Origin of the sequence: Aminobacter sp. NyZ550, from assembly GCF_025628925.2 — a bacterium.
Taxonomy (GTDB): domain Bacteria; phylum Pseudomonadota; class Alphaproteobacteria; order Rhizobiales; family Rhizobiaceae; genus Aminobacter; species Aminobacter ciceronei.
The window spans coordinates 3,876,111-3,900,950 of sequence record NZ_CP114190.1 but is presented as its reverse complement, the minus strand read 5'-3'; the positions used below and the strand labels follow the sequence as shown (position 1 = coordinate 3,900,950).

General features: G+C 63.2%; 33 protein-coding genes. 16 read left to right on the top strand and 17 right to left on the bottom strand.

The window, feature by feature from the left end:
• Window positions 1–22 precede the first annotated feature (22 nt).
• The 3 genes from N7E70_RS19395 to N7E70_RS19385 all read left to right on the top strand — a co-directional run bounded on the left by N7E70_RS19395 (window position 23) and on the right by N7E70_RS19385 (window position 1,937).
• The gene (locus tag N7E70_RS19395) at window positions 23–883 is read left to right on the top strand and encodes an RNA methyltransferase (RefSeq protein WP_246340630.1); all 861 of its coding nucleotides are present in this window, start codon (window positions 23–25) and stop codon (window positions 881–883) included.
• Window positions 876–1,670: a glutamate racemase gene (gene murI / locus N7E70_RS19390; RefSeq protein WP_067962648.1), complete on the top strand. Its 795-nt coding sequence runs from the start codon at window positions 876–878 to the stop codon at window positions 1,668–1,670. Before N7E70_RS19395 ends, murI begins: the two co-directional genes overlap by 8 nt.
• Before the next feature lie 78 nt (window positions 1,671–1,748).
• The gene (locus N7E70_RS19385) at window positions 1,749–1,937 is read left to right on the top strand and encodes a DUF3008 family protein (protein ID WP_067962645.1); all 189 of its coding nucleotides are present in this window, start codon (window positions 1,749–1,751) and stop codon (window positions 1,935–1,937) included.
• A 41-nt stretch (window positions 1,938–1,978) separates the two neighbouring features.
• Here the strand turns inward: N7E70_RS19385 and N7E70_RS19380 are convergent, their stop codons facing one another.
• On the bottom strand, window positions 1,979–2,614 hold the full coding sequence (locus N7E70_RS19380) for an NAD(P)-dependent oxidoreductase (RefSeq protein WP_154385523.1): 636 nt from the start codon (window positions 2,612–2,614) through the stop codon (window positions 1,979–1,981).
• Window positions 2,615–2,761: 147 nt separating this feature from the next.
• On the opposite strand from N7E70_RS19380, the gene N7E70_RS19375 reads away from it, so the two are divergent.
• The 4 genes from N7E70_RS19375 (at window position 2,762) to ttcA (ending at window position 5,857) form a co-directional block, all read left to right on the top strand.
• Window positions 2,762–3,172, top strand: a complete 411-nt coding sequence (locus tag N7E70_RS19375) for a winged helix-turn-helix transcriptional regulator (protein ID WP_067962642.1) — start codon at window positions 2,762–2,764, stop codon at window positions 3,170–3,172.
• Between the two features lie 74 nt (window positions 3,173–3,246).
• Entirely contained in the window at window positions 3,247–3,954 is a 708-nt protein-coding gene (locus N7E70_RS19370; protein ID WP_182573845.1) for a 2OG-Fe(II) oxygenase, read from the top strand.
• A gap of 222 nt (window positions 3,955–4,176) precedes the next feature.
• Window positions 4,177–4,794 carry a 30S ribosomal protein S4 gene (gene rpsD, locus N7E70_RS19365; RefSeq protein ID WP_067962637.1) on the top strand — a complete coding sequence of 206 codons (618 nt, stop codon included), beginning with the start codon at window positions 4,177–4,179 and terminating at the stop codon, window positions 4,792–4,794.
• Between the two features lie 214 nt (window positions 4,795–5,008).
• Window positions 5,009–5,857, top strand: coding sequence for a tRNA 2-thiocytidine(32) synthetase TtcA (gene ttcA / locus N7E70_RS19360; protein ID WP_154386084.1), 849 nt, complete (start codon window positions 5,009–5,011; stop codon window positions 5,855–5,857).
• An 88-nt stretch (window positions 5,858–5,945) separates the two neighbouring features.
• Here ttcA and N7E70_RS19355 read toward each other — a convergent pair whose 3' ends face one another.
• The 8 genes from N7E70_RS19355 to N7E70_RS19320 form a co-directional block, all read right to left on the bottom strand.
• Complete coding sequence (locus tag N7E70_RS19355) at window positions 5,946–7,211, bottom strand: multidrug effflux MFS transporter (RefSeq protein WP_442866467.1); 1,266 nt, start codon at window positions 7,209–7,211, stop codon at window positions 5,946–5,948.
• Window positions 7,212–7,304: 93 nt separating this feature from the next.
• Window positions 7,305–7,640: a Grx4 family monothiol glutaredoxin gene (grxD, locus tag N7E70_RS19350; RefSeq protein WP_067962632.1), complete on the bottom strand. Its 336-nt coding sequence runs from the start codon at window positions 7,638–7,640 to the stop codon at window positions 7,305–7,307.
• Between the two features lie 164 nt (window positions 7,641–7,804).
• Window positions 7,805–8,029 carry a hypothetical protein gene (locus N7E70_RS19345; protein WP_067962630.1) on the bottom strand — a complete coding sequence of 75 codons (225 nt, stop codon included), beginning with the start codon at window positions 8,027–8,029 and terminating at the stop codon, window positions 7,805–7,807.
• A gap of 77 nt (window positions 8,030–8,106) precedes the next feature.
• Window positions 8,107–8,835 (bottom strand): class I SAM-dependent DNA methyltransferase, encoded by a 729-nt coding sequence (locus tag N7E70_RS19340; RefSeq protein ID WP_263007322.1) that lies wholly within the window; start codon window positions 8,833–8,835, stop codon window positions 8,107–8,109.
• 44 nt (window positions 8,836–8,879) lie between these two features.
• Window positions 8,880–9,335, bottom strand: a complete 456-nt coding sequence (locus tag N7E70_RS19335) for a hypothetical protein (RefSeq protein WP_263007321.1) — start codon at window positions 9,333–9,335, stop codon at window positions 8,880–8,882.
• A gap of 40 nt (window positions 9,336–9,375) precedes the next feature.
• Entirely contained in the window at window positions 9,376–9,609 is a 234-nt protein-coding gene (locus N7E70_RS19330) for a BolA family protein (protein ID WP_263007320.1), read from the bottom strand.
• A gap of 16 nt (window positions 9,610–9,625) precedes the next feature.
• On the bottom strand, window positions 9,626–11,851 hold the full coding sequence (gene purL / locus N7E70_RS19325) for a phosphoribosylformylglycinamidine synthase subunit PurL (protein ID WP_263007319.1): 2,226 nt from the start codon (window positions 11,849–11,851) through the stop codon (window positions 9,626–9,628).
• A 131-nt stretch (window positions 11,852–11,982) separates the two neighbouring features.
• On the bottom strand, window positions 11,983–13,398 hold the full coding sequence (locus N7E70_RS19320) for an aminotransferase-like domain-containing protein (protein ID WP_263007318.1): 1,416 nt from the start codon (window positions 13,396–13,398) through the stop codon (window positions 11,983–11,985).
• Between the two features lie 83 nt (window positions 13,399–13,481).
• Between N7E70_RS19320 and N7E70_RS19315 the strand changes: the two genes are divergently transcribed.
• Entirely contained in the window at window positions 13,482–13,697 is a 216-nt protein-coding gene (locus tag N7E70_RS19315) for a DUF1127 domain-containing protein (protein ID WP_067962615.1), read from the top strand.
• Between the two features lie 233 nt (window positions 13,698–13,930).
• On the opposite strand, the gene N7E70_RS19310 is transcribed toward N7E70_RS19315, so the two are convergent.
• The 4 genes from N7E70_RS19310 to purC all read right to left on the bottom strand — a co-directional run bounded on the left by N7E70_RS19310 (window position 13,931) and on the right by purC (window position 16,140).
• Window positions 13,931–14,338: a hypothetical protein gene (locus N7E70_RS19310; protein ID WP_263007317.1), complete on the bottom strand. Its 408-nt coding sequence runs from the start codon at window positions 14,336–14,338 to the stop codon at window positions 13,931–13,933.
• Window positions 14,339–14,382: 44 nt separating this feature from the next.
• Entirely contained in the window at window positions 14,383–15,057 is a 675-nt protein-coding gene (gene purQ, locus N7E70_RS19305; RefSeq protein WP_185910145.1) for a phosphoribosylformylglycinamidine synthase subunit PurQ, read from the bottom strand.
• Window position 15,058: 1 nt separating this feature from the next.
• Window positions 15,059–15,301, bottom strand: coding sequence for a phosphoribosylformylglycinamidine synthase subunit PurS (gene purS / locus N7E70_RS19300; RefSeq protein WP_067966646.1), 243 nt, complete (start codon window positions 15,299–15,301; stop codon window positions 15,059–15,061).
• A 71-nt stretch (window positions 15,302–15,372) separates the two neighbouring features.
• A complete protein-coding gene (gene purC, locus N7E70_RS19295) occupies window positions 15,373–16,140 on the bottom strand; it encodes a phosphoribosylaminoimidazolesuccinocarboxamide synthase (RefSeq protein WP_067962607.1) in 768 nt (255 codons plus the stop codon).
• Window positions 16,141–16,426: 286 nt separating this feature from the next.
• On the opposite strand from purC, the gene N7E70_RS19290 reads away from it, so the two are divergent.
• The gene (locus N7E70_RS19290; RefSeq protein WP_067962605.1) at window positions 16,427–16,747 is read left to right on the top strand and encodes a DUF1476 domain-containing protein; all 321 of its coding nucleotides are present in this window, start codon (window positions 16,427–16,429) and stop codon (window positions 16,745–16,747) included.
• A gap of 135 nt (window positions 16,748–16,882) precedes the next feature.
• Window positions 16,883–17,653 (top strand): HpcH/HpaI aldolase family protein, encoded by a 771-nt coding sequence (locus N7E70_RS19285; RefSeq protein WP_192316829.1) that lies wholly within the window; start codon window positions 16,883–16,885, stop codon window positions 17,651–17,653.
• On the opposite strand, the gene N7E70_RS19280 is transcribed toward N7E70_RS19285, so the two are convergent.
• Window positions 17,650–18,204 carry an RBBP9/YdeN family alpha/beta hydrolase gene (locus N7E70_RS19280; RefSeq protein ID WP_192316827.1) on the bottom strand — a complete coding sequence of 185 codons (555 nt, stop codon included), beginning with the start codon at window positions 18,202–18,204 and terminating at the stop codon, window positions 17,650–17,652. The genes N7E70_RS19285 and N7E70_RS19280 overlap by 4 nt on opposite strands.
• A 46-nt stretch (window positions 18,205–18,250) precedes the next feature.
• Complete coding sequence (locus tag N7E70_RS19275; RefSeq protein ID WP_263007335.1) at window positions 18,251–18,727, bottom strand: GNAT family N-acetyltransferase; 477 nt, start codon at window positions 18,725–18,727, stop codon at window positions 18,251–18,253.
• A 131-nt stretch (window positions 18,728–18,858) separates the two neighbouring features.
• Here N7E70_RS19275 and N7E70_RS19270 point away from each other — a divergent pair, with 131 nt between their 5' ends.
• The 4 genes from N7E70_RS19270 (at window position 18,859) to N7E70_RS19255 (ending at window position 21,132) form a co-directional block, all read left to right on the top strand.
• Entirely contained in the window at window positions 18,859–19,185 is a 327-nt protein-coding gene (locus N7E70_RS19270; RefSeq protein ID WP_263007316.1) for a GFA family protein, read from the top strand.
• 105 nt (window positions 19,186–19,290) lie between these two features.
• On the top strand, window positions 19,291–20,088 hold the full coding sequence (locus N7E70_RS19265) for a DODA-type extradiol aromatic ring-opening family dioxygenase (RefSeq protein ID WP_263007315.1): 798 nt from the start codon (window positions 19,291–19,293) through the stop codon (window positions 20,086–20,088).
• A gap of 50 nt (window positions 20,089–20,138) precedes the next feature.
• A complete protein-coding gene (locus tag N7E70_RS19260) occupies window positions 20,139–20,498 on the top strand; it encodes a diacylglycerol kinase (RefSeq protein ID WP_067962590.1) in 360 nt (119 codons plus the stop codon).
• 40 nt (window positions 20,499–20,538) lie between these two features.
• A complete protein-coding gene (locus N7E70_RS19255) occupies window positions 20,539–21,132 on the top strand; it encodes a hemerythrin domain-containing protein (RefSeq protein WP_067962587.1) in 594 nt (197 codons plus the stop codon).
• On the opposite strand, the gene N7E70_RS19250 is transcribed toward N7E70_RS19255, so the two are convergent.
• Entirely contained in the window at window positions 21,129–21,710 is a 582-nt protein-coding gene (locus N7E70_RS19250; protein ID WP_067962584.1) for a DedA family protein, read from the bottom strand. The two genes, N7E70_RS19255 and N7E70_RS19250, sit on opposite strands and share 4 nt — an antisense overlap.
• Window positions 21,707–22,270 carry a DUF1003 domain-containing protein gene (locus N7E70_RS19245; protein ID WP_263007314.1) on the bottom strand — a complete coding sequence of 188 codons (564 nt, stop codon included), beginning with the start codon at window positions 22,268–22,270 and terminating at the stop codon, window positions 21,707–21,709. Before N7E70_RS19245 ends, N7E70_RS19250 begins: the two co-directional genes overlap by 4 nt.
• A gap of 98 nt (window positions 22,271–22,368) precedes the next feature.
• Here N7E70_RS19245 and N7E70_RS19240 point away from each other — a divergent pair, with 98 nt between their 5' ends.
• Both N7E70_RS19240 and N7E70_RS19235 read left to right on the top strand, forming a co-directional pair.
• A complete protein-coding gene (locus N7E70_RS19240) occupies window positions 22,369–23,082 on the top strand; it encodes a DNA-3-methyladenine glycosylase I (RefSeq protein ID WP_263007313.1) in 714 nt (237 codons plus the stop codon).
• A 53-nt stretch (window positions 23,083–23,135) separates the two neighbouring features.
• Window positions 23,136–24,815 carry an NAD+ synthase gene (locus N7E70_RS19235; RefSeq protein WP_263007312.1) on the top strand — a complete coding sequence of 560 codons (1,680 nt, stop codon included), beginning with the start codon at window positions 23,136–23,138 and terminating at the stop codon, window positions 24,813–24,815.
• Window positions 24,816–24,840: the final 25 nt, after the last annotated feature.

Sequence of the window (24,840 nt, the reverse complement as noted above, 5' to 3'; positions counted from 1 at the left end):
CGCAACAATGTCAGAAAACCCCATGCCAACAGCGGCCCCCGTGATCATCCTCGTCGAGCCGCAGCTCGGCGAGAACATCGGCATGGTGGCGCGCGCCATGGCCAATTTCAGCCTCGGCGAACTGCGCCTGGTCAATCCACGCGACGGCTGGCCGAACGAGAAGGCGCGCTCCGCTGCCAGCAACGCCGATCACGTCATCGACGCCGTCGTGGTCTTCCCCGACCTCGCATCGGCGGTTGCCGACCTCAACTTCGTCTTCGCCACCACCGCGCGCGAGCGTGACGGCTTCAAGGAAGTGCGCGGTCCCGTCGAGGCCGGCCGCATGCTGCGCGGCCGCGCCGCGTCAGGTCTTCGCACCGGCATACTGTTCGGGCGCGAGCGTTTCGGTCTCTACAACGAGGAAGTGAGCCTGGCCGACGAGATCGTCACCTTCCCGGTCGATCCCAGATTTGCCTCGCTCAACATCGCCCAGGCGGTGCTGTTGATGTCCTATGAGTGGATGAAATCAGGTCTGGAAGATGAGACCCAGACCAATTTCTCTGGCCCGGAAATGAAGCCGGCGACCAAGGACGAGTTGCACGGCCTGTTCAATCACCTCGAATCCGCCCTCGAGGCGCGCGGCTATTTCCGCCCGGCGACCAAGAAGCCGAAGATGGTCGACAATCTGCGCTCGGTGCTGACCCGGGCCGGCTTCTTCTCCCCCGAGCTCAAGGTGCTGCGCGGCGTCGTTGCCTCGCTCGACTATTTCTCGCCCAAGGAGCCGCGCGGCAAGGGTTATCCCGAACGCAAGGCCAGGGTTGACCTCGCCGCCCATTCGGGTGGCGCCGGCAGCGACGAGGACGACACGCCGCCGGTCGGCGGCAGAGGGCTCGACAATGACTGACCGCCCGATCCTGATGTTCGATTCCGGCATTGGCGGGCTGACCGTGCTGCGCGAGGCGCGTGTGCTGATGCCCGACCGCCGCTTTGTCTATGTCGCCGATGATGCGGCATTTCCTTATGGCAACTGGGAGGAGCCGGCGCTCAAGCAGCGCATCCTTGGCCTGTTCGACGAATTGCTCGAGCGCTTCAAGCCCGAGCTGTCGGTCATTCCCTGCAATACCGCCTCGACGCTGGTCATCGAGGCGATCCGCGAGCGTTTTCCCGACCACCCATTCGTCGGCACAGTGCCGGCCATCAAGCCGGCGGCCGAGCGCACCTGTTCGGGCCTGGTTTCGGTGCTGGCCACGCCGGGCACGGTGAAGCGCCAGTACACGCGCGACCTCATTACCCAATGGGCGTCGAAGTGCCATGTCCGCCTCGTCGGCAGCCACAGGCTGGCAGCCTTGGCCGAGACCTACATGCGCGAGGGTTTCGTCGATGAACAGGCGGTAGCCGAGGAAATCGCCCCGTGCTTCGTCGAGCAGGACGGCCGCCGCACCGACATCGTCGTGCTTGCCTGCACGCATTATCCTTTCCTGGTCAACCGCATGCGCAAGACAGCGCCCTGGCCGGTCGACTGGATCGATCCGGCCGAGGCGATCGCGCGCCGCGCGCTGTCCTTGCTCGACGGTTCGCGCGAGTGGCGCGACGACGCCGGCCGCGACATCGCCGTCTTCACCTCGAAGCGCACCGATTTTGCGACGCGCCGGCTGATGCAGGGCTTTGGACTGACGGTCGAAGGAACATGACGGCCCGGCAGGCGTTTTCCAAACCCGAGAGGTCCAAAGGCCCAGAGGTCCAAAGGCCCAGAGGTAAGGAGAAACGCCATGCCAGCCGTATCCAAAGCCCAGCAGAAAGCCGCTGGAGCAGCCCTCGCCGCCAAGCGCGGCGAGATCAAGAAGAGCGAACTCGTCGGCGCATCGAAGGAAATGTACGAATCGATGACCGAAAAGGAACTCGAGGAGTTCGCCGAGACCAGCCACAAGGGTTTGCCGGAGCACAGGACAAAGCACTGAGGTCCGGCAAACCCGTCGGGCACTGAGCCTCGGCGAGCCGATCAGTAGCCGACGGTGAAGCGCTTGCCCGTATGCTCAGGCGTTTCGGCCTCGTTGACGATGGCGACGGCCAGGTCTTCCACCGAGATGTGGCTTTCGCCATTGGCATCGAACACCGGCTGGTCGCCACCTGTGCGGAATTTTGCGGTGCGTGCGCCCGGGGCCATCATGATTGCCGGCGACAGGAACGACCATTCCAGACCGGTCTCGCCGCGCAGGGCCGCAAGGGCGTCGCGCGCGGCGCGTGCACCGTCCTTGTAGGCTTCGGGGAAGTGCGGGCCGTCGACCAGCTGTTTGCCGTCGATTTCGAGGCTGCCAGCGCCACCGACGACGATGACGCGCTTGCCGGCGGCCTTTGCGGCTGCGACGATCGCCTTCGAGCCGGCGAGATGCTTGGCATAGATCTCCGGATCGCCCCAGCCGCCATTGAAGGCGGAGACGACGACGTCGCTGCCCGAGATCGCGGCCTTCAGCGCGTCGATGTCGTTGACGTCGGCTTTGACAGCGGTGACGCCGTCGAGGGCGGCGACCTTGGACGGGGTGCGCACGATGGCCGTGACCTCGTGGTCACGCGAAGCGGCTTCCTTGAGCACCGCGTTGCCGACGAAGCCGGATGCGCCGATGAGAGCGAGTTTCATGATCTTCTCCTTGTTCGCCTGCTTTGCCATTTCAGGCGAATGCAGGTATGATCTGTAATCAGGTTACCAACGATAACCATATAGATCGAACCGAAGAGGGCGAAAAGAACGCATGATTTCGTGCCCAGGTTACGTCAGAGGAACCACATGAACGCCCCGACAAAACCCACAACCGCGGTGCCGCTGCTTCACACCACCCCCGGCTTCGAAACCGACGGCCGCAGCACATGCCCGATCCGCGAGGTGCTCGACCGTGTCGGCGACACCTGGAGCATCCTCGTCATCATCAATCTCCAGGAGCAGCCGGTGCGCTTCAACGCGCTCAAGCGCGCGATCGAAGGCATCTCGCAGCGCATGCTGACGGTCACCCTGCGTTCGCTGGAGCGTGACGGGCTGGTCACCCGGACGGTGCGGCCGACAACCCCGCCGGAGGTGGAATACGGGCTGACCGAGCTCGGCCAGTCGCTTGCCGTGCCGATCGCGTCGCTCGGCGGCTGGGCCGCAAGCAATCGTGACAACATGCGCCAGGCGCGGGAGGCGTTCGATCTCGGTACCTGAGCCGCGCAGGAATCGGAATGCGGCGCCCGGATTGAGCGCATAGCGTCGGCCTCCAACAACAACGGAGCGCCGCCATGAAGCCAAGCCCTATCGTTTCGCGCCTGGACTGGACGCGAATCCTCAGTGAGCTCGACGAGTTTGGTGTCGCGCCGACCGGTCCGCTGCTCGACAACGAGACCTGCCAGGCCTTGCGCGCGCTCTATGACCGCGACGCGCAATTCCGCAGCCGCATCGTCATGCAGCGTCATGGTTTTGGGGCGGGGGAGTACAAATACTTCGCCAACCCGCTTCCTGAAGTGATCTCGGGCCTGCGCCACGGCTTCTATGAGCACCTTGCGCCCTTCGCCAATGGCTGGAACGAGCGCATGGGGCTCGCCAGGCGTTATCCCTGCGAACTTGACGCTTTCCTTGCCGAATGCCACGCCGACGGCCAGACCAGGCCGACGCCGCTTCTCCTGAAATACGGTGCCGGCGACTACAACTGCCTGCACCAGGACGTCTATGGCGAGCACCTGTTTCCGGTCCAGTTGGTGATTCTGCTCTCCGACCCGCAATCCGAATTCGCAGGCGGCGAATTCGTCATGACCGAGCAGCGTCCGCGCATGCAGTCGCGCGCCGAGGTGGTTCCGCTCGGCATCGGCCATGGCGCTCTGTTCGCCGTCAACGACCGGCCCAAGGCTGGTTCGCGCGGCGACTATCGGGTAAAGATGCGCCACGGCGTCAGCCGCATCCGCTCTGGCGAGCGCTTCACGCTCGGCATCATCTTCCATGATGCGAAGTGAGCCGGCTGCCTTGGAAGCGTTGACATTGCAGCCGGTTTCGCCTAGTTAGCCGCCAACGCCGGGCCGAAACGCCCGGTGTTTCATTTGACGTGTCCCGTGGACCTTTTCCGCAATGCGTGCGTGGAAGATCCTGTCAGGCTCCGAAAACGGGGGCCAGAGGAGGGCGCGTTTTCCTCGCCTGGAACGTGAAGTTCCGGGTGCAACGTTTTGAAGGGAAATGCGATGAGCAAGCGCGAATCCGCTAAGTACAAAATCGATCGCCGTCTTGGCGAGAACATCTGGGGCCGTCCGAAGTCCCCGGTCAACAAGCGTGAATACGGCCCCGGCCAGCACGGCCAGCGCCGCAAGGGCAAGCTCTCGGACTTCGGTCTGCAGCTGCGCGCCAAGCAGAAGCTGAAGGGTCACTACGGCGACGTTTCGGAAAAGCAGTTCCGCAAGACCTATGAAGAGGCAAACCGCCGCAAGGGCGACACCTCCGAGAACCTGATCGGCCTGCTCGAGTCGCGTCTGGATGCGGTCGTCTACCGTGCCAAGTTCGTGCCGACCATTTTCGCTGCCCGTCAGTTCGTCAACCACGGCCACGTCAACGTCAACGGCAAGCGCACCAACATCTCGTCCTACCGCTGCAAGGCTGGCGACGTGATCGAAGTCCGCGAGAAGTCGAAGCAGCTGGTCATCGTTCTCGAGTCGGTTGGTCTCGCCGAGCGTGACGTTCCTGACTACATCGAAGTCGATCACAACAAGATGGTCGCGACCTTCGCCCGCGTTCCCGGCCTGTCGGACGTTCCGTACGCAGTGCAGATGGAACCGAACCTCGTCGTCGAATTCTATTCACGCTAATCCCCAGAGCGCGGTGCTTCGCGCCGCGTTCAATCTCGCTGCCTTGGGCGCATCTTGGCGATGCGACGGGATAGCATCGAATTTCAAAGGGCGGCCGGCAACGGCCGCTCTTTTCGTTTGGGGGGCATGTCTTGCGCGCCGCCTGAATTTGCGGAATACCGCTGACGGCAGCGCTGTCCCGTATCTGCGCGCCGTGGATTGAAGGACCAGACCGATGGGCATTCACGAACAGGACGCGCTGGCCGAGCCTGCGGAGGGTGCATTCCCGCTCTATCGCGATGCCCCGTCCTCGGTCGAGTTCAACAAGCTGCGCAAGCGACTGCTGCGCCAGACGCGCCAGGCGATCGAAGACTATGCCATGGCCAGGTCAGGCGAGCGCTGGCTGGTGGCGCTGTCGGGCGGCAAGGATTCCTATGGCCTGCTCGCGGTCCTGATGGATCTCAAATGGCGCGGCCTGCTGTCGGTCGATCTGCTCGCCTGCAATCTCGACCAGGGCCAGCCCAACTTCCCCAAGAATGTGCTGCCCGATTATCTCAATGCCAATGGCATCGCCCATCGCATCGAATATCGCGACACCTATTCGGTCGTTACCGAGAAACTGCCGGAGGGCAGCACCTATTGTTCACTGTGCTCGCGGCTCAGGCGAGGGCACCTCTACCGCATCGCGCGTGAGGAGGGCTGTTCCTCGCTGGTGCTCGGCCACCATCGCGAGGACATTCTCGAGACCTTTTTCATGAATCTGTTCCATGGCGGACGCCTCGCCGCCATGCCGCCCAAGCTGCTCAATGACGAGGGCGACGTCATGGTTCTGAGGCCTCTGGCCTTCTGCGCCGAGGCCGACATGGCCAAATTCGCCGAGGGCATGAAGTTTCCGATCATCCCCTGCGACCTCTGCGGCAGCCAGGAAGGCCTGCAGCGCAACGCCATGAAGGCGATGTTGGACGACATCGAAAAGCGCATGCCGGGCCGCAAGGACACCATGCTGCGGGCGCTGTCCAACACCCGTCCGTCGCATCTGCTCGATCGCAAGCTGTTCGATTTCACCAGCCTGATGGCTGGCTGAGGTCGACAGGATCACCAAAACGAACAGCCCGAAAACCTTGAGGTTTTCGGGCTGTTTCTATTTCAGAGGCTGTCCGTCGTCGACGCTGTCAGTGGACCTCGGCAACTGCCGGCTTCGGATCATGCTGGCCGCGGAACAGCTTGCCCTTCTCGGCAATCAGCACCATCACCAGGCCAATCGAGGCGACGCCGCAGAAACCGATCGCCAGCGGCACCGTCGTGCCATCGAAGGATTGGCCGATGGCCGCACCGATCATGCCACCGCCCAGGGTCTGCATGAAACCCTGCACCGAGGATGCCGTGCCGGCGATATGGCCAAGCGGCTCCATCGAGATCGAGTTGAAGTTGGAGCCGATCCAGCCGAACTGGAACATCGCCAGAGCAAACAGCACGATGAAGGCTGGAAACGGCACCGGCCCGGTCAGCGACCAGACGAGCCAGATCGCACTCACCAGCAGGAAGCCGATCAGGGCGCCGTGCGACAGCTTGCGCATGCCGAATTTGACGACGAGACGCGAGTTGAGGAACGACGACACCGACATCATGCCAGCAATGGCCGCAAACACTGCCGGGAACCACACGCCGAGCCCGTAGAGGCCGACATAGACCTGCTGCGCCGAGTTGATGAAGCCGAACAGCGCGCCGAAGATGGTCATCGAGGCCAGCGTGTACCACAGCGACATGCGCGTGGTGAGCACGGTGCGGAAGCCCCGGGCGATCGACATCACCGACAGCGGCCGCCGGTCCTCGGGATGCATCGTCTCCGGCAGGCGAATCGCCGCCCACAGCGTGATCGCCAGCGCCGACACCGCCATGACGATGAAAATCATGTGCCATTCCGAAAACAGCATGACGATCTGCCCCATGGCGGGCGCCACCACCGGCACGACCATGAATACCATGAAGATCAGCGACATGATCTCGGCCATCTGCCGCCCGCCGAAGCGATCGCGCACCACCGACACCGCAATGACGCGCGTCGACGCAGCACCTATGCCCTGGACGAAGCGCAGCAAAAGCAGCGTTTCGAAGCTTGGCGCGAATGCCGCCGCGAAGGCCGCAAGCACATAGATGCCGAGGCCGAACAGCAGCGGCTTCCGCCGGCCGAACTGGTCGGAGATCGGGCCATAGGCCAGCAGCGCCAGTGCGAGGCCGGCGAAATAGGCGGTAATCACATATTGCCGGTGGTTCTCGCTCTCGACGTTGAGGGCAGCACCGATCTGCTGCAGCGCCGGCAGCATGATGTCGACGGCAAGCGCGTTGACGGCCATCAATGCGGCGGCCAGCGCGATGAATTCCCAACGCGGAATCGGGAATGCGTCCTGACGGACGCTGGGAGCGACTTTCTGTTCCATTCGGAATCCAATTCAAACGGAAATGCGCCGGGCAAGCCGGCGCATTTGCCACAAACGGGACCCCGGAACAGGCCGGAGCCGGTAATTCTTAGGTCAGGCGGCGCCCTTGACGCTCACGCCCTTCTCTTCCAGGAACGACTGCAGTTCGCCGGCCTGGAACATCTCGCGGATGATGTCGCAACCGCCGACGAACTCACCCTTAACGTAGAGCTGGGGGATGGTCGGCCAGTTGGAATAGTCCTTGATGCCCTGGCGAAGCTCGTTCGAGGTCAGGACGTTGACGCCCTTGTAGTCGACACCGAGGTAGTCGAGGATCTGGACGACCTGGCCGGAAAAGCCGCACTGCGGGAAGCCGGGCGTGCCCTTCATGAAAACCACGACATCCTGGCTCTTCACTTCGCTATCGATGTATTCGTTGATTCCGCTCATGGCGCACCTAAACCTCAGATCTGGCCGGCGGACCGGCAATGTTCGTTAGACTGCTAGCATCTGCCACTATGTGGTTGCAACAGTCGAGCATTCCAAGCGTCGGGTCGACCCGAAATCCGGAAATGTGACCTTTTTGCCGTGCAGCACCTGCGTTGCGGCGTCAGTCAGCTGCTGCGGCGTGCCTTCGAGCGCGAGCGGACCGTGCGCTTGCGGCTGGTCTGCTTCTTGGCTGGCCTCAAAAGCTTCTCGATCTGGCGCAGCGTGGCCGAACTCGTCGATGTCGTCCGCTTGCGGCGGCGGGCGCGCTTCGAGGTGCTCGACGGCTTCTTCAGAATGTCCTTCAGCACGCCGTCGACGACGCCTTGGACCAGGTCGTTGATCAATGACATCAGCGCGCGCCCCTGTTCTGTGGAATGTCCCGGATAAAAGATCGGGCGATCGATGTCGAGGGCCTCGGCCTTCTGGCCTACTTGATCGCCCGCACGCAGATGAACCCAGGCGAATGGCTGAGCTCGGCAAAGTGTTCGGGGTCGACGGCGGCCATCTCGGCCACCGGCAGCGGTTCGACAAAACGGTCGAGACGCCAGCCGGCATCGCTCAGGCCGTTCAAAATGTCCTGCAGCGGGCGACGGTAGGATTCGACGTAAGGCCTGGACTCGCCAAAGCCGCCCCAACGCAGGCCCCAGCGGTTGGTCGTGAAGTAGTTGGCATCGCGGCGTGCGCGGGGATCGGCCCAGTCACGCATCGGGTGGCCCATCGAGAACACCAGACGGCCTCCGCTGCGCGTAATGCGATGAAACTCGGCGAAGACAGGCTTGAGGTCTTCGACATAGTCGAGCGCCAGCGAACACAGGATCGCGTCGGTGCTGCCGCTCGCCAGCCAATCCAGGGGCCTGGCCAGATCGCCTTGGTGGAACGCGACGTCGAGACCGGCGCAGCGCTTGCGCGCCAGTTCCAGCATTTCGGGCGTGATGTCGAAGCCGCGGACCCGGGCGCCGCCGCGCGCCAGCTTTTCCGAGCAGATGCCAGAGCCGCAGCCGGCATCGACCACGTCGAGCCCGGCGACATCGCCGAGCAGGGCCAGCGACGCCGGCCGCTCATAGAGTGCATTGTGGGGCTTGGTGGGAGCTGCCGCGTCGTAGCGGTCGGCAAAGGTGGCGTAGGCGCGGCGCGCGATCGGTTCGTTTTCAGACATGTAACTTGCCTGTGCAAGGGGCAGCCTGATCGAGACACAGCCTCTCAGCCGCACCCAGGCAATGAAGAGAGTTTCAGCAGCTCTTCCCGGGAGACACCGTTCAGGACTGACGCCGGAATTCTGGTGCTGTCGACATGGACGACCAAGCCCAGACGATCGACAACGACATAACCACACTCCTTGGCGCCCGCAGCCGATTCTCCGTCGAACTCGACGGCGACAAGACGACCTTCAGGCTGCTCGTAGGTGACAGTCCTGGTGAAACGTCTTTGCTGGACAGGACCGGTCGTCGCTGATGAAGCAAGCCAGGAATCGTAGCCGATGACCGCCTGGCTGCGCTTGGCAAAGTGCAGGTAGGCGCCGGCGAAGTCGCCGCGGTCGAACTTGGCGAAAAACTGCCGCGCCGCGGCAATAGCTTGATAGTCGGTTGAAGATTGAGACCTGCCGGTCCCGGTCGGGGCGATAACTGCGCAGGCAGCGAGCGCCAGCAGGCGCGACATTCTCCGGGGCAGTCCCTGAGAAGCCGCGCCTGACATCAGGCTATTCCGGAATGCTGGTCTGCAGGGCGAGTGCGTGCAGCACGCCGCCCATATTGCCCTTCAGCGCGTCGTAGACCATCTGGTGCTGCTGCACGCGGGTCTTGCCGCGGAAGCTTTCAGAGACGACCTCGGCGGCATAGTGGTCGCCATCGCCGGCGAGATCACGGATGGTCACCCGGGCATCCGGAATGCCTTCCTTGATCATGCGTTCGATGTCGTGTGCGTCCATTGCCATTTTTTGTCGTTCCCGCTCAGTTGTCCATGAAGCGAGGGAACCAGGATTCGTGAGCCGAGGTCAACTCGTCGATCGTCACGGCCCGTGCCTCGCCCAGCTTCAGTTCCTTGCCGCCGGTCGTTCCGATCCACGGAGCGTGGATACCGAGCGCCTTGGCTTCGTTCCACAATTCCTGCATCTCGGACGACTGCGGGTCAAGCTTGACGGTGACCAGGTAACGGCCCTGGTCCTCGGCGAAGAACACCGGGATGGGGTTGGTGCCGCTGAGGCCCGGAACAGTCGCCCCGATGCCGGAGACCATCGCCATTTCGGCAAGAGCTACGGCAAGGCCGCCGTCCGACAGATCATGCACGGCAGTGGCCGTGCCGCTGCGGATCAGCTTGCGCACGAAGTCGCCGACCTTCTTCTCGTGCTCGAGGTCGACAGCCGGCGGCGGGCCGTCGGTGCGGCCATGCACGTCGCGCATGTAGATCGACTGGGCAAGGTGGCTGCCCCACTGGGCCGGGCCGCCGACCAGCAGGATCACTTCGCCCTCCTTGGCAAAGCAGGCCTTGGCCATCTTCGACCAGTCGTCGATCAGGCCGACGCCACCGATGGTGGGCGTGGGCAGGATGCCCTGGCCGTTGGTCTCGTTGTAGAGGGAGACGTTGCCCGACACGATCGGGAAGCCGAGCGCGCGGCAGGCGTCGCCGATGCCGGTCACGGCCTTCACGAACTGGCCCATGATCTCAGGGCGCTCGGGATTGCCGAAATTGAGGTTGTCGGTGGCGGCGAGCGGCATAGCACCGGTCGCGGTCAGGTTGCGCCAGCATTCGGCGACCGCCTGCTTGCCGCCCTCATAGGGGTCGGCCTCGCAATAGCGCGGCGTCACGTCTGACGAGAACGCCAGCGCCTTGGTGGCGTGGCCCTCGACACGCACCACGCCTGCGTCGCCGCCGGGGCGCTGCAGCGTGTTGCCCTGGATCATCGTGTCATACTGCTCGTAGACCCAGCGGCGCGACGAAAGATCTGGACCGCCGAGCATCTTGAGCAGTGCGTCGGCGACATCGGCTTGTGGTATGTCGTCGTCAGCCAGCGGCGCGCGCTTGGCCGGCTCGACCCACGGGCGATCATATTCGGGCGCCTCGTCACCGAGCTCCTTGATCGGCAAATTGGCGACTTCGACGCCCTGGTGGATGACGCGGAAACGCAAATCGTCAGTGGTCTTGCCGACGATGGCGAAATCGAGGCCCCACTTGACGAAAATCGCCTCCGCTTCCTTCTCCTTCTCGGGACGCAGCACCATGAGCATGCGCTCCTGGCTTTCCGACAGCATCATCTCGTAGGCGCTCATGCGCTCTTCGCGCACCGGAACCTTGTCGAGGTCGAGCTCGATGCCGAGGTCACCCTTGGCGCCCATCTCGACGGCCGAGCAGGTGAGACCCGCTGCACCCATGTCCTGGATGGCGATGACGGCGCCTGAAGCCATCAGCTCGAGGCAGGCCTCGAGCAGGCATTTTTCGGTGAATGGATCGCCGACCTGCACGGTCGGGCGCTTCTCGTCGATCTTGTCGTCAAACTCGGCCGAGGCCATGGTCGCCCCACCGACGCCGTCACGGCCGGTCTTGGCGCCGAGATAGACGACCGGCAGGCCGACGCCCTTGGCCTGCGACAGGAATATGCCGTCGATCCTGGCGAGGCCGGCGGCAAAGGCGTTGACCAGGATGTTGCCATTGTAGCGGGCATCGAAATTCACTTCGCCGCCGACGGTCGGCACGCCGAAGGCATTGCCATAGCCGCCGACGCCGGCAACCACGCCCGACACAAGGTGGCGGGTCTTGGGGTGGTCGGGCGCACCGAAGCGCAGCGCGTTCATCGAGGCAACCGGGCGGGCACCCATGGTGAAGACGTCGCGCAGGATGCCGCCGACGCCGGTCGCAGCCCCCTGGTAGGGCTCGATGTAGGAAGGGTGGTTGTGGCTCTCCATCTTGAAGACCACGCAGTCGCCGTCACCGATGTCGACCACGCCGGCGTTTTCGCCGGGGCCCTGGATGACGACGTCACCCTTGGTCGGCAGCGTGCGCAGCCACTTCTTCGACGACTTGTAGGAGCAGTGCTCGTTCCACATCGCCGAGAAGATGCCGAGTTCGGTAAAGCTCGGCTCGCGCCCGACAAGGTCGAGGATGCGCTGGTATTCGTCCGGCTTGAGCCCGTGCGCGGCGATGAGTTCGCCGGTGATCTTCACGTCATTCTGAATGGTCATCGTAGATCGCAGAATCCGTTGGGGAGCGTTGGTGGCTCCATAGCGCATGATTGCGCCGGGATATACCGCCAATGGCCAGAAAGTCACCCTTTATGGCACGGAAACGGCCATCCGCCCGAGATCTCAGGGTTTCAGCCGAAGCTGTCGTAGCCGGCGTCACCCTCGTCGAGCAGGCGGCGCAGCTTGATCAGCCCGCCCTCGACCTCGCTGCGCGTGCGCGGTGCCGAAATGCCGATCCGGACGCGGTGGAAAACCTGGTCGGAGCGGCCGGCCTTGAACTCGTCCTCGTCGTCGACCAGCACGCCCTGGCCATAGGCGGCATTCTTGAATGTCCCTGAATTCCAAGGCTCTGGCAGGGCCAGCCAGACGAAGGGGATGTTGGCGGCGATGTTGAAGTCGCTGCCGTCGAGCGTCTTGCGCACGATGTCGAGGCGCGCATTGATCTCGGCGATGGAGCGGGCGCGAATGGCGGCGGCTTCGCCTGACAGCACCAGTTGCGCGCACAGTTCCGCCAGAAGGTACGGCATGCCGCCGGTGACCATCTTGTGGGCGACGCGGATACTGTGCCGGAAATGCGCCGGGCAGGACAACCAGCCGCCGCGTACGCCGGCGGCGACAGATTTCGACAGACCGCCGACGACGAAGACCCGCTCGGGTGCAAATTCCGCCAGCAGCGGCGTGCGATCATCGGTCAGGGCGCCATACAGATCGTCCTCGATCAGCAGCACATTGTACCTGCGCGCGACGTCGGCGATCGCGGCGCGACGCTCGGCCGGCATGGTCGCGCCGGTCGGGTTCTGCACTGTCGGCATCAGGAAGGCGACCTTCGGATGCTTCTGTGCGCAGACGGCCTCGAAATCAGCGGGGTAGATGCCGTGTGCGTCCGACCGGACAAGCGCCATGCGGCGCCCGATCAGTCCGGCGCTGCGCGCCACCTGCGTATAGGTCAGGTGCTCGAACACGATGAAGTCGCCCGGCTGCGTCACCGCCGCGATGATCGAAACGATCGCCGCATGCGCGCCGAGCGTCGGCACGATCGTGTCGGGCGAAGGAGCAAAGCCATTGCGGCCCAGCCAGGCGCTGCCGGCCCTGAACCAGTGCTCGGGGAAGTTCCGGGCATAGCTCGCGACGTCGTCGGGAAAGTCGCGGCAGATCGTCGTGGTGATTGTCTCGATTGTACTGTTCTGCCCGACATTGGGCGCAGCCGTGCTGTCGAAATGCAGCTTGCCCGCCGGCGCCTCGACTGGCCGCGATCCCTCATGGGGCAGGGGCGCGGGCTCGATGATGGAGGGCTGGATGCCGTTGCGCTCCAGCACATAGGTACCGCGGCCGACCTCGCCGCTGACCAGCCCGCGTTCGCGCAGCAGCGCGTAGGCGCGGCCGACAGTGCCGATGGTCACGCCGATGTCGTAGGCCAAGTCGCGCTGCGGCGGCAGCTTGGCACCGGAGGCGAGTATGCCGTTGTCGATATCGTGCTCGATCCGCTCGGCCAGCCTGAGATAGAGCGGGCCGGAGCCGGAGGAGAGGTCGGGAAGCCAAATTGTCATGGTGACAATTCCTAAATTGCTATCGTCGTTGAGTCAATTCATAGCATTGATCGTCACAAATAGACACAATGTGGACAGTAAAAATGAGTACAATCGATGCAATTGGCGGAGTTGCCACGGCTGCATCTCCGCACGGGAAGCGCAGCGGTATACGCGGCTTCGTGCGCTGGCTGGCGTTTTGCATGGAGCGCCGGCGCACCAGGCTGGCGCTGCTGGAGCTGACCGACGACCAGCTCGCCGATATCGGAATTTCGCGCTGCGACGCCTATCGCGAAGGGCTACGCCCCTTCTACGACTAGAGCGCCGTGCGTCCGTGAGGACGCATAAGTGGGCGCTCTCGATCCTTGCGTTTTCGCATCGGACTTTTCGAAAGCCGGGTTCGGCTTTCGGGCCGATGCGGCCCACTCCCATGGTCACGGGCCGTCACGACCCACTGACGGTTCGGTTCAGGTGGAGGCGCGCCCCTGGTGCCTCCACCTCTTTTGCCCCGAGGCGGGCACGAGAGGCGGGTAATTGACGATTTGTCGGTCCGTCAGGTGGCCGAGCCGCAGGACGCGTCGCCGCTGCGCCAGCGATTGATGTCAGATGTGATCCGGTTGCCGAGCGCTTCGCTCATCAGCGGGCCGAACACCTGGACCTGGCTGGAATTGCCCTGTGCCTGCACGACCAGCAGCGGGCGCGCGCCATACTGCTTGGCCGGCACGAGCAGGAACCGCGGCGTGCCGCCGAAATTGTTCAGCTCATTGGCCATCTGGTACTTCTTGAAGGCCGGATCCTTGCTGGCGAACCAGCATTTGTGCGCAGCGATCGCCACCTGTTCCATCGAACGCAGCGAAGCGCTCTTGCCGGATGACGAGGGCGGCGGCGTCTTCGGGCCGGAATTGCAGGCGGCGAGGCCGATGACCGCGGCCGTTGCCGCCAGAATCCGCAGAGTCTTCATGCGCCGATACCAGCCTTTTCAGAGGGTGAGGGGAGGAGGTTCGCTCAGGCTGCCTTGGGCAGCCCGAGTGCGCTCTCGAACAACGCGCGGCCATCGTCGCCGCCATGCGCTGCCTCGATCAGGTTTTCCGGATGCGGCATCAGTCCGAGCACGTTGCCCTTGTCATTGATGATGCCGGCAATGTCGTTGATCGAGCCGTTCGGGTTGGTGCCCTCGGCGTAGCGGACCACGACCTGGCCTTCGCCCTCGATGCGCGCCAGCGTCTCGGGATCGGCAAAATAGTTGCCGTCGTGATGCGCCACCGGGCAGCGGATGATCTGGCCGGCCGCGTAGTTGCGCGTAAAGGCGGTGTTGGCGTTGGCGATCTCCAGCTTTACTTCGCGGCAGACGAACTTCAGCGAAGCGTTGCGCATCAGGGCGCCCGGCAGCAGGCCGGCCTCGACCAGGATCTGGAAGCCGTTGCAGACGCCGACGACCTGCACGCCCTTGGCGGCCTTCTCGGCCACCGCGCGCATCACCGGCATGCGGGCTGCGATCGCGCCGCAACGCAGATAGTCGCCGAAGGAGAAGCCGCCGGGAATGGCGATCAGGTCGACATCGGGGATTTCGGTGTCGGTCTGCCAGACGGTAACGGGCGCCTTGCCCGAAATCTTGGTCAGCGCCGCGATCATGTCGCGGTCGCGGTTCAGGCCGGGGAGGAGAACGACCGCTGATTTCACGTCAGGCAATCTCCACTGCGTAATTCTCGATCACCGTATTCGCCAGAAGCTTCTCGCACATGGCGTTGAGGTCGGCTTCCGCCTTGGCCTTGTCGGCGCCGTCGATTTCGACGTCGAAGACCTTGCCCTGGCGTACCGAACCGACGCCGCCGAAGCCGAGGCCGTCGAGCGCATGTTCGATAGCCTTGCCTTGGGGGTCGAGCACGCCGTTCTTGAGGGTGACGGTGACGCGGGCCTTGATCACGGGCATTTCACTCCGGAGCAGAAATGGAAAACAGTCGGGCGCGAAGTTACTCGCGCCCGTGCTTGGATTTGTCAGTGCTTGACGAGGACCGGCCCGGTCGGACGGGGCGTCTCGTTCTCGTTCATGATGCCGAGACGGCGCGCCACTTCCTGATAGGCTTCGACCAGCCCGCCCATGTCGCGGCGGAAGCGGTCCTTGTCGAGCTTGTCCTGGGTGGCGACGTCCCACAGGCGGCAGCTGTCGGGCGAAATCTCGTCGGCGACCACGATGCGCATCATGTCGCCCTCGAACAGGCGGCCGCATTCGATCTTGAAGTCGACCAGCTGGATACCGACGCCCATGAACAGGCCGGAGAGGAAGTCGTTGACGCGAATGGCCAGCGCCATGATGTCGTCGATTTCCTGCGGGCTCGCCCAGCCGAAGGCCGTGACATGCTCTTCGGAGACCATCGGGTCGTCGAGCGCGTCGGCCTTGTAGTAGAACTCGATGATCGAGCGCGGCAGCACGGTGCCTTCCTCGATGCCGAGGCGCTTGGCCAGCGAGCCGGCGGCGACGTTGCGGACAACGACCTCGAGCGGGATGATCTCGACTTCCTTGATCAGCTGCTCGCGCATGTTGAGCCGACGGATGAAGTGGGTCGGAATGCCCATGCGGTTCAGGTGGTTGAATATGTGCTCGGAAATGCGGTTGTTGAGCACGCCCTTGCCGTCGACGACTTCATGCTTCTTCTTGTTGAAAGCGGTGGCGTCGTCCTTGAAAAACTGGATCAGGGTACCCGGCTCGGGGCCTTCATAAAGGATCTTGGCCTTGCCTTCGTAGATGCGGCGGCGACTCTTCATTTGATTGTTTCTCTGGTTGGAAGGGTGGACGGCAAGCTACCGGTCCCTTTCTCACGCCGCAAAGCCGCGGCGGCTGTGGGTTTCAAGGCCGGTCTCTATCTTAATCGGGCCAATTGCTCAATCATCATTTCCTGCCAATTAACGCCTTTTGCTGCGGAAATGCCGCACCGCACAGGCAAACAGCTCAAAAGAGACGTATTGACCGGGCGGCGGGCTTTTGGTTTGAGGAAGTCGATATCATATGCACCGGAAGTCGAATCGATTTCCCACTCCCTGGAGGATTGCCATGAGCAACATGAAGGACCGCGAAGAAGGTTTTGAGCGCAAGTTCGTCTTCGACGAAGAACTGCGCTTCAAGGCAAATGCGCGGCGCAACAAGGCGCTCGGCCTCTGGGCTGCCGAAAAGCTTGGCAAGTCGGGTGCCGACGCCGAGGCCTACGCCAAGGAAGTCGTGGTTTCCGACATCGAGGAAGCCGGCGACCATGACGTCTTCCGCAAGATCCGCGCTGATTTCGACGCCGCCGGCGTCGACCAGTCCGATCATCAGATCCGCCGCACCATGGACGAGCTGATGGCGCAGGCGATCGACCAGATCAAGAACACCTGATCAAGACCAAATGCTGGATGCCGGGGCGCGAGTTTCTGCAGCCCTGGACCAACGAACCGCCCGCATCCCGGGCGGTTTTTGTTTGCGCCGATGCCAGCTTCCGGTTGAAATGGCTACGACCTGAGGGAGAGAAAGATGTCGCTTGCCGAGAGACTGCACGCCAACGAGACCATCATCACCGCCTGGTCCGGCGTGCCGGATGCGCTGACGGTCGAAATCCTTGCCGGGCAAGGCTTCGATGCCGTCACCCTCGACATGCAGCATGGCGGCCACAATGAAGACAGCGTGCTGCGCTCGATCGCGCCGGTGCTCCGGGCGGGCAAGCATTCGATCGTCCGGGTTCCGGTTGGCCGATTCGACATGGCGAGCCGCGCGCTCGACTTCGGTGCCGAGGCGGTCATCGCGCCGATGGTCAATTCGGTCGAGGATGCCCGGCGCTTTGCCGCCGCGATGAAATATCCGCCGCTGGGGGAGCGCTCCTGGGGCCCAACCTTCGCAGCGCCTCGTCACGGCAGCAAGGATTCGGTCAAGTGGCTGAAGGAAAGCAATGCCCGCACCGTTTCCTTTGCCATGGTCGAGACCCATGCGGCGGTTGCCGTGCTCGACGGCATCCTGGAAACGCCCGGCATCGACGGCATCTTCCTTGGGCCGGGTGATTTCTCCATCGCCTGGACGAAGGGCGAGACGATCAACTCGACGCTCGAAGCGATGATGGAAACGGTCGCCGATGTCGGCAGGCGGACCCGTGCCGCCGGCAAGCATGCCGGCATCTACGTCACCGATCCCAGGATCGCGGGACGTTTCGTCGACATGGGTTACCAGTTGCTGGCGACAGGCTCCGAGCACCAGCTGATCGCGGCCGGCGCCGCGGGTCTTCTGGCGGACCTCAAGAAGTCTTTGGGCTAGCTTTCCAGCCGCGACAGGAACTGCGCGAATACCATCGATCCCTCCGGCCACGGCCCATGGCCGGAATCGGCGTTGATGTGGCCTGAATCGCCGGCGTCGATGAACAGCGAGCCCCAGGCCGCCGCGATGTCCTCGGCGACGTCGAGCGCGCAATACGGGTCGTTGCGGCTAGCGACGACGACTGACGGAAACGGCAGCGGATCGCGCGGGTAGGGGCCGAAGGTCATCAGGTGTTTCGGCTTGAGGGCCGGGTTGGACACATCAGGCGGCGCCACGAAGAAGCCGCCGGCCACGAATTTCTTGAAGCCTGGAATGGCGTGGATGACCGTCGGAATGCCGAGCGAGTGGGCAACGAGCACCACCGGCCGCTCCGCCGCGTTCACTGCCTTGACGACCTTGTCCGTCCAGTCCCCGCGGACCGGCTTCGACCACTCGTCCTGCTCGACGCGGCGTGCGGTCGACAGCTTTTCTTCCCAGCGGCTCTGCCAGTGGGCGGGCCCCGAATTGGTGTATCCGGGCACGATGATGATATCGGCGTCTTTTACCTTCATGTCGCGGATGTAGCGATCCGACCTTGCTGGTGCAAGACAGTGCAGCTCACAGTTCCATGTGCACGATCTCGATCGGGTCGCCACCGACACCGTGGGAGAAATAGCCTCGCTCGACCGCGCGAAAGCCGTGGTGGAGATAGAAGCCCTCGGCATTGACGGTCGATTCTATCCGGACCGGCCCTTCATGGTTCCTTCGTGCATTCCGGATGCCGATTTCGAGCAGTTTTTTGCCGAGACCTGATCCTGCCGCGTCGGCAACAAGGAACAGCCGCGTCACCTCACCTGGCTCGGAATCGACGAAGCCGACGATCCTGTCGCCTCGCTCGGCAACAACCATCAGCCCTTTGGCAATGGGGGCTTCGTAAGTGTCCGGCGTCCGATCGCCCATCCATCCGGCAATCTGTTCGGCGGAATAGTGCTCCTTCGCCAGCTCACGCACGGAATGTCGCGTCACGTCAAACACCGCTCGTCCGTCCCCGCTCCGTGCCGGCCTGAGCGTTGTTGTATGTTCATTGTCGTTCATGACGTGCACCACGATCGCATTTATGAGCCGGACAGGTAGCCGGCCTGGGATGGGATTGTCTCCGGTGTTTGCCGACTGGCACAACGGAACTGTTGCCGACGATCCAGAGTCGGTCGCGCAATTTTTGCAACATGTGCCGGAAGCTGAGCGGCCACGACTACGCTGCAACCAATATCAATGACGACATGGTCGATATCGAAGGCGGTGAGAACGTGACGTGGTTTGCCGCGTCAAGCTTCGCCCGGCGCGGCTTCTGCAGTCGTTGCGGCTCGGTGATGCTCTGGAAGCCGAACGACGAAGGCTACGTTTCGATCATGGCCGGTTCGTTCGAGGAGCCGTCGTCGCTGGTTGGCGGCTATCACATCTTCATCGCCGACAAAGGCTCATATTACGAGATCGATGACGACTTGCCGCGATACGAACGGTCGTCGCCTTCGCTCAAAGTGCTGGAGGATTGAACGGGAGACTGTCGATCGTTCTCGATTGTTGAACGCTTCGTCGTGGTTCGGCGCTCTGCTCGAAACAGTGAGGAGCGCGTATATTTCAGGGCAAGGAGACATGACATGACCTCGTTGCCCACACTTTTCATTTCGCATGGCGGCCCCGACATCGTTTTGGCCGACACGCCGGCGCGCCATTATCTCGAAGGCCTCTCGGGTCTCGTCGAGAAGCCCAAAGCCATTGTGATCGTCTCGGCGCATTTCGAGACCGCCGGCGTCGCCGTCGTGACGGACCCCAAGCCGGGCATGATATACGATTTCGGCGGCTTCGCGCCCGAGCTCTACAAGATGATCTATCCGGCCGTCGGCGAACCTGCCCTGGCCGAAAGAGTGTTCGGCATGCTCGATCAAACCGGCCTGAAGCCGCATACGTTCGAGAAGCGCGGCTATGACCACGGCACATGGACGCCGCTCAAGCTGGCGTTCCCCGACGCCGACATTCCCGTGGTTCAGGTGTCGATCGACCCCAGTCGCGATGCCGCTTGGCATCATGCCATCGGCAAGGCGCTGGCGTCATTGCGCCACGAAGGCGTACTGCTGATCGGCTCAGGCCACATCACCCACAATCTGCGCGCCTATTTCAGTCGGCTTCGGCGCGGAGCCGAACCCGATCCCGCGCTGGCCGGCAAGGTGCATGCGTTCACCGAATGGTTCGCCGACAGGCTGGCGCTCGGCGATACCGAAGCGCTGCTGCACTGGAAGGACAAGGCGCCTTTCCCTGGGGAGAACCACCCGACCGACGAACATCTGATGCCGATCTTCTTCGCTTACGGTGCGGCAGGTGAGGGTGCGAAGGGCCGTCGCGTGCACGATTCGATCGATCACGGCTTCTTTGCCAACGATTCATATCTGTTCGACTGAGCGTCGAGCCGCTAAATGATGCCGCTTCGATCGAATTGAAAGGGCATTCCATGGAGCGGCTGGTCAAGGCTTTCCAGAACTCGGTGCGGGCATTCTCGCGACTGATCCGCTCCGAGGCGGCATTCCAGCAGGAAATCATGCTGCTCGTCGCAGCCCTGCCGATCGGCTGGTTCGTGGCAGGCACCTGGGGCGGCTACGCGCTGCTGATCGGATCGATCCTGTTCCTGATCACAGTCGAGGTGCTGAACACCGGCATCGAGGCGGCGTGCGACGCCGTCAGCCGCGAATTCAACATCGACATCCAACTTGCCAAGGACTGCGGCTCGCTCGCCGTGCTGATCTCGATCGTCATCGTGCTGGGCGTCTGGGTCTACGCCATCGCCGAGCGCCTGGCCGGGCTTCCGATCTGAAGGTCGCGTACCTACATGTCGGTTACCAAAGGAGACCGATATGGCTGACAAGGCCGATATCCACCACCTCGAGACGCGCGCCGGCCTGCCGGAGGACCTGCGTTGGCTCGTCGCCAAGTATCCGCGCGAGGACTGGCGCGCCCACGACAACGTCCATGGCATGGCCTCGATGTGGCTGCAGCGTCACGACATGTTCCGCGAGCTGGGCGGCATGCTGACCGCAGGCATTGGCGATTATCGCGAGGGCCGCATGGACGCGCAGCAATTCGCCCGCTGGTTCGCGCCGCGGCTGAACCATTTCCTCGGCAATCTCGATGGCCACCACAATGTCGAGGACCATCACTATTTTCCTGTCTTCGCCAAGGCTGAAAGCCGGCTGAAGCGAGGCTTCGAGATCCTCGACGCCGACCATCACCTGATCCATGAGGCGCTGGAGCGCAATGCAGACTCGGCCAACGCGTTCATCCAGGCGCTGCAGGAAAATGAGGACAAGCAACGCTTTGCCGCCGACGCCTATGCCGACGAGAATGCGCGGCTTGTCGCCATGCTGACGCGGCATCTGGATGACGAGGAAGACCTGATCATCCCGCTCATTCTCGATCGCGGCGACCGGGAACTGGTGGGCTCGGACTAGTCCTTCGGCTGCCTGCGGGCGATGTGGCGGGCCAGGAGCCAGGTTCCCAGCGCCACGGCGATGCCGATGCCAAGTCCGAGAAACAGCCGGTGGTGCGCCTTCAGCGTGTCGCCGAGGATGTGCTCGGCGCCGAGGCCGAATACGTAGCCGAGGCTGACGAAGATGCCGGCCCAGACGAGCGCCGACAGGCCGTTGAGGGCCAGAAACAGCGAGACCGGGATGCGCGACAGGCCTGCGGCGATACCGCCGGCCAGTCGCATGCCGTAGACGTAGCGGTTGCCGAGTACGAACAGGTTGGGATGCGCCTGCACCAGGCGGAAGGCATGGCTGAAGCCAGGCCTGCGGCGCAGCAATCGCACCCATTTGTGGTTGGAGAACCGCCGTCCAAGGATGAAGAACAGCGTGTCGCCGAGAAAGGCGCCTGTCGCGGCCACGGCAAAGGCGCTCCACGGTTCGAAAAACCGCTGATGGGCGAAGAAGCCGCCGAGGATGGCAAAGCTCTCGCCTTCGGCCATGCAGCCGATGAAGACGGCGAGAAGCCCGAAGCGCTCGACGAGGTGGTGAAGGGTTTCGATCATCGAGCGGGCGACTGAGGTGCGGAGGAGTCGGCAATGCGCTGGACCTGGACAGTCAGCTGCTGCACCTGCTCGCGCAGCAGAATGATCTCCTGGAAGCGGATCTCATCAAGTTTCTCGTGCAGCGCCATGATCTCGATCTCGGCCTTCAGGTTGACGGCATAGTCGTGCGAGGCATCGATGCGGTCGCGCTCGGCCTGCCGGTTCTGCGACATCATGATGATCGGTGCCTGGATCGCCGCCAACATCGACAGCACAAGATTGAGGAAGATGAATGGGTAGGGATCGAACGAGCCGGATCCCAGCAGCCAGGCATTGAGCACCGTCCAGACGACGAGGAAACCCAGGAAGCCGAGGATGAAGCTCCAGGAGCCGCCGACGCGGGCGATGCCGTCGGCAAGTCGTTCGCCCCGGCTTTCATGGTGGGCGACGCTGTCATTGACGTTGCGCGAGACCGGCCTGCGATCGATCGCGCTCTGCAGGACCTTGTGCTCGAGTTCGCTCAAATGCTCCGGCGTGCGCTTCAGCCATCGTCCGGCAAGGTCAGCCACGGTCTTGTTCATTTGCACGCCCCCGCTTTCCATTCGGCTGCTTGGCAGCCACGAATCCTTATATGAAGATAGCTGGCGATGTCGCCAAAATGCGGTTGCGAGGGAATGGAATGATGGACTTCGCCAGGATCAGGGCCCGCGCCGCCGAGCGCAAGGGCGGCGAGGCGGTGCTGAAGTCGCTGCTGGGGCCGGCGTTCGACAATTCTACGCTCGCCAAGGTGCCCGACGACCGGATCCTGTCGACAATGGCGGAGCGTGTCTTCGCCGCTGGTTTCGTCTGGCGCGTCATCGAGCAGAAATGGCCCGGTTTCGAGGAGGCGTTTCTGCATTTCGAGCCGAAACGGCTTCTGTTCCAGCCCGACGACTTCTGGCACGACCTCGCGTCCGACAAGCGCATCGTGCGCAATCCACAAAAGATCCGCTCGGTGCGCGACAATGCGACCTTCGTCGAGCGCGTCTCGCGGGAGCACGGCAGCTTCGGCAAGTTTTTGGCTAGCTGGCCGGCCGACGACCAGGTCGGGCTGACGGCCTATCTCGGCAAGCATGGCAGCCGGCTCGGCGGCAACACCGGCCAATATCTGTTGCGCTGGCTGGGCTGGGACACCTTCATCCTGTCGCGGGACATGGTCCTGGCCCTGCGCGATGCGGGCCTCGACATCGGCGAGGCAGCGACGTCAAAGAAGGATCAGGCCAAGATCCAGGCTCAGATCAATGAATGGGCAAAGGCGACCAAGCTGCCGCGAGCCCATATCTCGCGCATTCTCTCCATGTCGATCGGCGTCAATCGACCGGCCGAGGAACTGGCGAGCTATATGGGCGAATGATGGCCCAAGCGAACTCGATTGCCCGACTTCAAAACGCAGGCTAAACCGCTGACATGACGAAAAAATCTCCCGATATCCTGCGCATCGCCGTGGCCCAGCTCAACCCGACGGTCGGCGACATCAAGGGCAATCTTGCCAAGGCGCGCGAGGCGAGGGCGGACGCTGCGCGCCAGGGCGCCGATCTGGTGCTGTTCACCGAGCTTTTCCTCGCCGGTTATCCGCCGGAGGATCTGGTGCTCAAGCCGGCCTTTCTGGCGGCCTGCGAACGCGCGGCGGACGATCTTGCCAAAGATACTGCCGACAACGGCCCCGGCGTCATCATCGGCGTGCCGCTCAAGCGCAAGAGCGGCGTGCACAATGCGGTCATCGTCGCCGATGGCGGCAAGGTCGTTGCCGAGCGCTTCAAGGTCGACCTGCCCAACTATGGCGAGTTTGACGAAAAGCGTGTGTTCCAGCCCGGTCCCGACATGCCGGGTCCGATCAATTTCCGTGGCGTTCGCATCGGTATCCCGATCTGCGAGGACATCTGGGGTGAGCTCGGCGTCTGCGAGACGCTGGCCGAGAGTGGTACTGAAATCCTGCTCGTGCCCAACGGCTCACCCTATTATCGCGCCAAGATGGACGTGCGCCATCAGGTGGCGATCCGTCAGGTGATCGAGAGCGGCCTGCCGCTGCTCTATGCCAACCAGCTCGGCGGGCAGGACGAACTCGTCTTCGACGGCGCCTCCTTCGCCATCAACGCCGACCATTCGCTGGCGTTCCAGATGAGCCAGTTCGAAGAGACGGTGGCGATGACAACCTGGAAGCGCGGCGACGAAGGCTGGGCCTGCGTCGAAGGGCCGATGTCGAAAATCCCCGAGCGCGAGGAGGCCGATTATCGCGCCTGCCTGCTGGGCCTGCGCGACTACGTCAACAAGAACGGCTTCAAGAACGTCGTGCTTGGCCTTTCCGGCGGCATCGATTCGGCGATCTGCGCGGCACTCGCCGTCGACGCGCTCGGCGAGGAGCGGCTCAGGGCGATCATGATGCCTTATCGCTATACCTCGAAGGATTCGCTCAAGGACGCCGAGGATTGCGCCCGGGCGCTCGGCTGCCGTTACGACATCGTGCCCATCCATGAGCCGGTCGACGGTTTCTCGCATGCGCTGACGCAGCTGTTCGAGGGCACCAAGGAAGGCATCACCGAAGAGAACCTGCAGAGCCGCGCCCGCGGCACGATCCTGATGGCGGTGTCCAACAAGTTCGGCTCGATGGTGGTGACGACCGGCAACAAGAGCGAGATGTCGGTCGGCTATGCCACGCTCTATGGCGACATGAATGGCGGCTTCAATCCGATCAAGGACCTCTACAAGATGCAGGTCTATGCGCTGTCGCGCTGGCGCAACACGCATGTGCCGCCGGGGGCGCTCGGCCCCTCGGGCGAGGTCATTCCGAAAAACATCATCGACAAGGCGCCGTCTGCGGAACTCAGGCCCAACCAGACCGACCAGGATTCGCTGCCGCCCTATCCGGTGCTCGACGATATCCTCGAATGCCTGGTCGAGAACGAGATGGGCGTCGATGACATCGTCTCCCGCGGTCATGATCGCGATACGGTCCACAAGATAGAGCACCTGCTCTACATCGCCGAATACAAGCGCCGGCAGGCGGCACCGGGCGTGAAGATCACCAGGAAGAATTTCGGCCGCGATCGCCGCTACCCGATCACGAACAGATTCAGGGATCGTGGCTAAGTCGCTGGAACTGAACTGAAAACCG

Coding starts and splice junctions, on each gene's coding strand:
- N7E70_RS19395 (WP_246340630.1), top strand. CDS start 23: ATGCCAACAGCGGCCCCCGTGATCATCCTCGTCGAGCCGCAGCTCGGC.
- murI (WP_067962648.1), top strand. CDS start 876: ATGACTGACCGCCCGATCCTGATGTTCGATTCCGGCATTGGCGGGCTG.
- N7E70_RS19385 (WP_067962645.1), top strand. CDS start 1,749: ATGCCAGCCGTATCCAAAGCCCAGCAGAAAGCCGCTGGAGCAGCCCTC.
- N7E70_RS19380 (WP_154385523.1), bottom strand. CDS start 2,614: ATGAAACTCGCTCTCATCGGCGCATCCGGCTTCGTCGGCAACGCGGTG.
- N7E70_RS19375 (WP_067962642.1), top strand. CDS start 2,762: ATGAACGCCCCGACAAAACCCACAACCGCGGTGCCGCTGCTTCACACC.
- N7E70_RS19370 (WP_182573845.1), top strand. CDS start 3,247: ATGAAGCCAAGCCCTATCGTTTCGCGCCTGGACTGGACGCGAATCCTC.
- rpsD (WP_067962637.1), top strand. CDS start 4,177: ATGAGCAAGCGCGAATCCGCTAAGTACAAAATCGATCGCCGTCTTGGC.
- ttcA (WP_154386084.1), top strand. CDS start 5,009: ATGGGCATTCACGAACAGGACGCGCTGGCCGAGCCTGCGGAGGGTGCA.
- N7E70_RS19355 (WP_442866467.1), bottom strand. CDS start 7,211: ATGGAACAGAAAGTCGCTCCCAGCGTCCGTCAGGACGCATTCCCGATT.
- grxD (WP_067962632.1), bottom strand. CDS start 7,640: ATGAGCGGAATCAACGAATACATCGATAGCGAAGTGAAGAGCCAGGAT.
- N7E70_RS19345 (WP_067962630.1), bottom strand. CDS start 8,029: ATGTCATTGATCAACGACCTGGTCCAAGGCGTCGTCGACGGCGTGCTG.
- N7E70_RS19340 (WP_263007322.1), bottom strand. CDS start 8,835: ATGTCTGAAAACGAACCGATCGCGCGCCGCGCCTACGCCACCTTTGCC.
- N7E70_RS19335 (WP_263007321.1), bottom strand. CDS start 9,335: ATGTCGCGCCTGCTGGCGCTCGCTGCCTGCGCAGTTATCGCCCCGACC.
- N7E70_RS19330 (WP_263007320.1), bottom strand. CDS start 9,609: ATGGCAATGGACGCACACGACATCGAACGCATGATCAAGGAAGGCATT.
- purL (WP_263007319.1), bottom strand. CDS start 11,851: ATGACCATTCAGAATGACGTGAAGATCACCGGCGAACTCATCGCCGCG.
- N7E70_RS19320 (WP_263007318.1), bottom strand. CDS start 13,398: ATGACAATTTGGCTTCCCGACCTCTCCTCCGGCTCCGGCCCGCTCTAT.
- N7E70_RS19315 (WP_067962615.1), top strand. CDS start 13,482: ATGAGTACAATCGATGCAATTGGCGGAGTTGCCACGGCTGCATCTCCG.
- N7E70_RS19310 (WP_263007317.1), bottom strand. CDS start 14,338: ATGAAGACTCTGCGGATTCTGGCGGCAACGGCCGCGGTCATCGGCCTC.
- purC (WP_067962607.1), bottom strand. CDS start 16,140: ATGAAGAGTCGCCGCCGCATCTACGAAGGCAAGGCCAAGATCCTTTAT.
- N7E70_RS19290 (WP_067962605.1), top strand. CDS start 16,427: ATGAGCAACATGAAGGACCGCGAAGAAGGTTTTGAGCGCAAGTTCGTC.
- N7E70_RS19285 (WP_192316829.1), top strand. CDS start 16,883: ATGTCGCTTGCCGAGAGACTGCACGCCAACGAGACCATCATCACCGCC.
- N7E70_RS19280 (WP_192316827.1), bottom strand. CDS start 18,204: ATGAAGGTAAAAGACGCCGATATCATCATCGTGCCCGGATACACCAAT.
- N7E70_RS19275 (WP_263007335.1), bottom strand. CDS start 18,727: ATGAACGACAATGAACATACAACAACGCTCAGGCCGGCACGGAGCGGG.
- N7E70_RS19270 (WP_263007316.1), top strand. CDS start 18,859: ATGTGCCGGAAGCTGAGCGGCCACGACTACGCTGCAACCAATATCAAT.
- N7E70_RS19265 (WP_263007315.1), top strand. CDS start 19,291: ATGACCTCGTTGCCCACACTTTTCATTTCGCATGGCGGCCCCGACATC.
- N7E70_RS19260 (WP_067962590.1), top strand. CDS start 20,139: ATGGAGCGGCTGGTCAAGGCTTTCCAGAACTCGGTGCGGGCATTCTCG.
- N7E70_RS19255 (WP_067962587.1), top strand. CDS start 20,539: ATGGCTGACAAGGCCGATATCCACCACCTCGAGACGCGCGCCGGCCTG.
- N7E70_RS19250 (WP_067962584.1), bottom strand. CDS start 21,710: ATGATCGAAACCCTTCACCACCTCGTCGAGCGCTTCGGGCTTCTCGCC.
- N7E70_RS19245 (WP_263007314.1), bottom strand. CDS start 22,270: ATGAACAAGACCGTGGCTGACCTTGCCGGACGATGGCTGAAGCGCACG.
- N7E70_RS19240 (WP_263007313.1), top strand. CDS start 22,369: ATGATGGACTTCGCCAGGATCAGGGCCCGCGCCGCCGAGCGCAAGGGC.
- N7E70_RS19235 (WP_263007312.1), top strand. CDS start 23,136: ATGACGAAAAAATCTCCCGATATCCTGCGCATCGCCGTGGCCCAGCTC.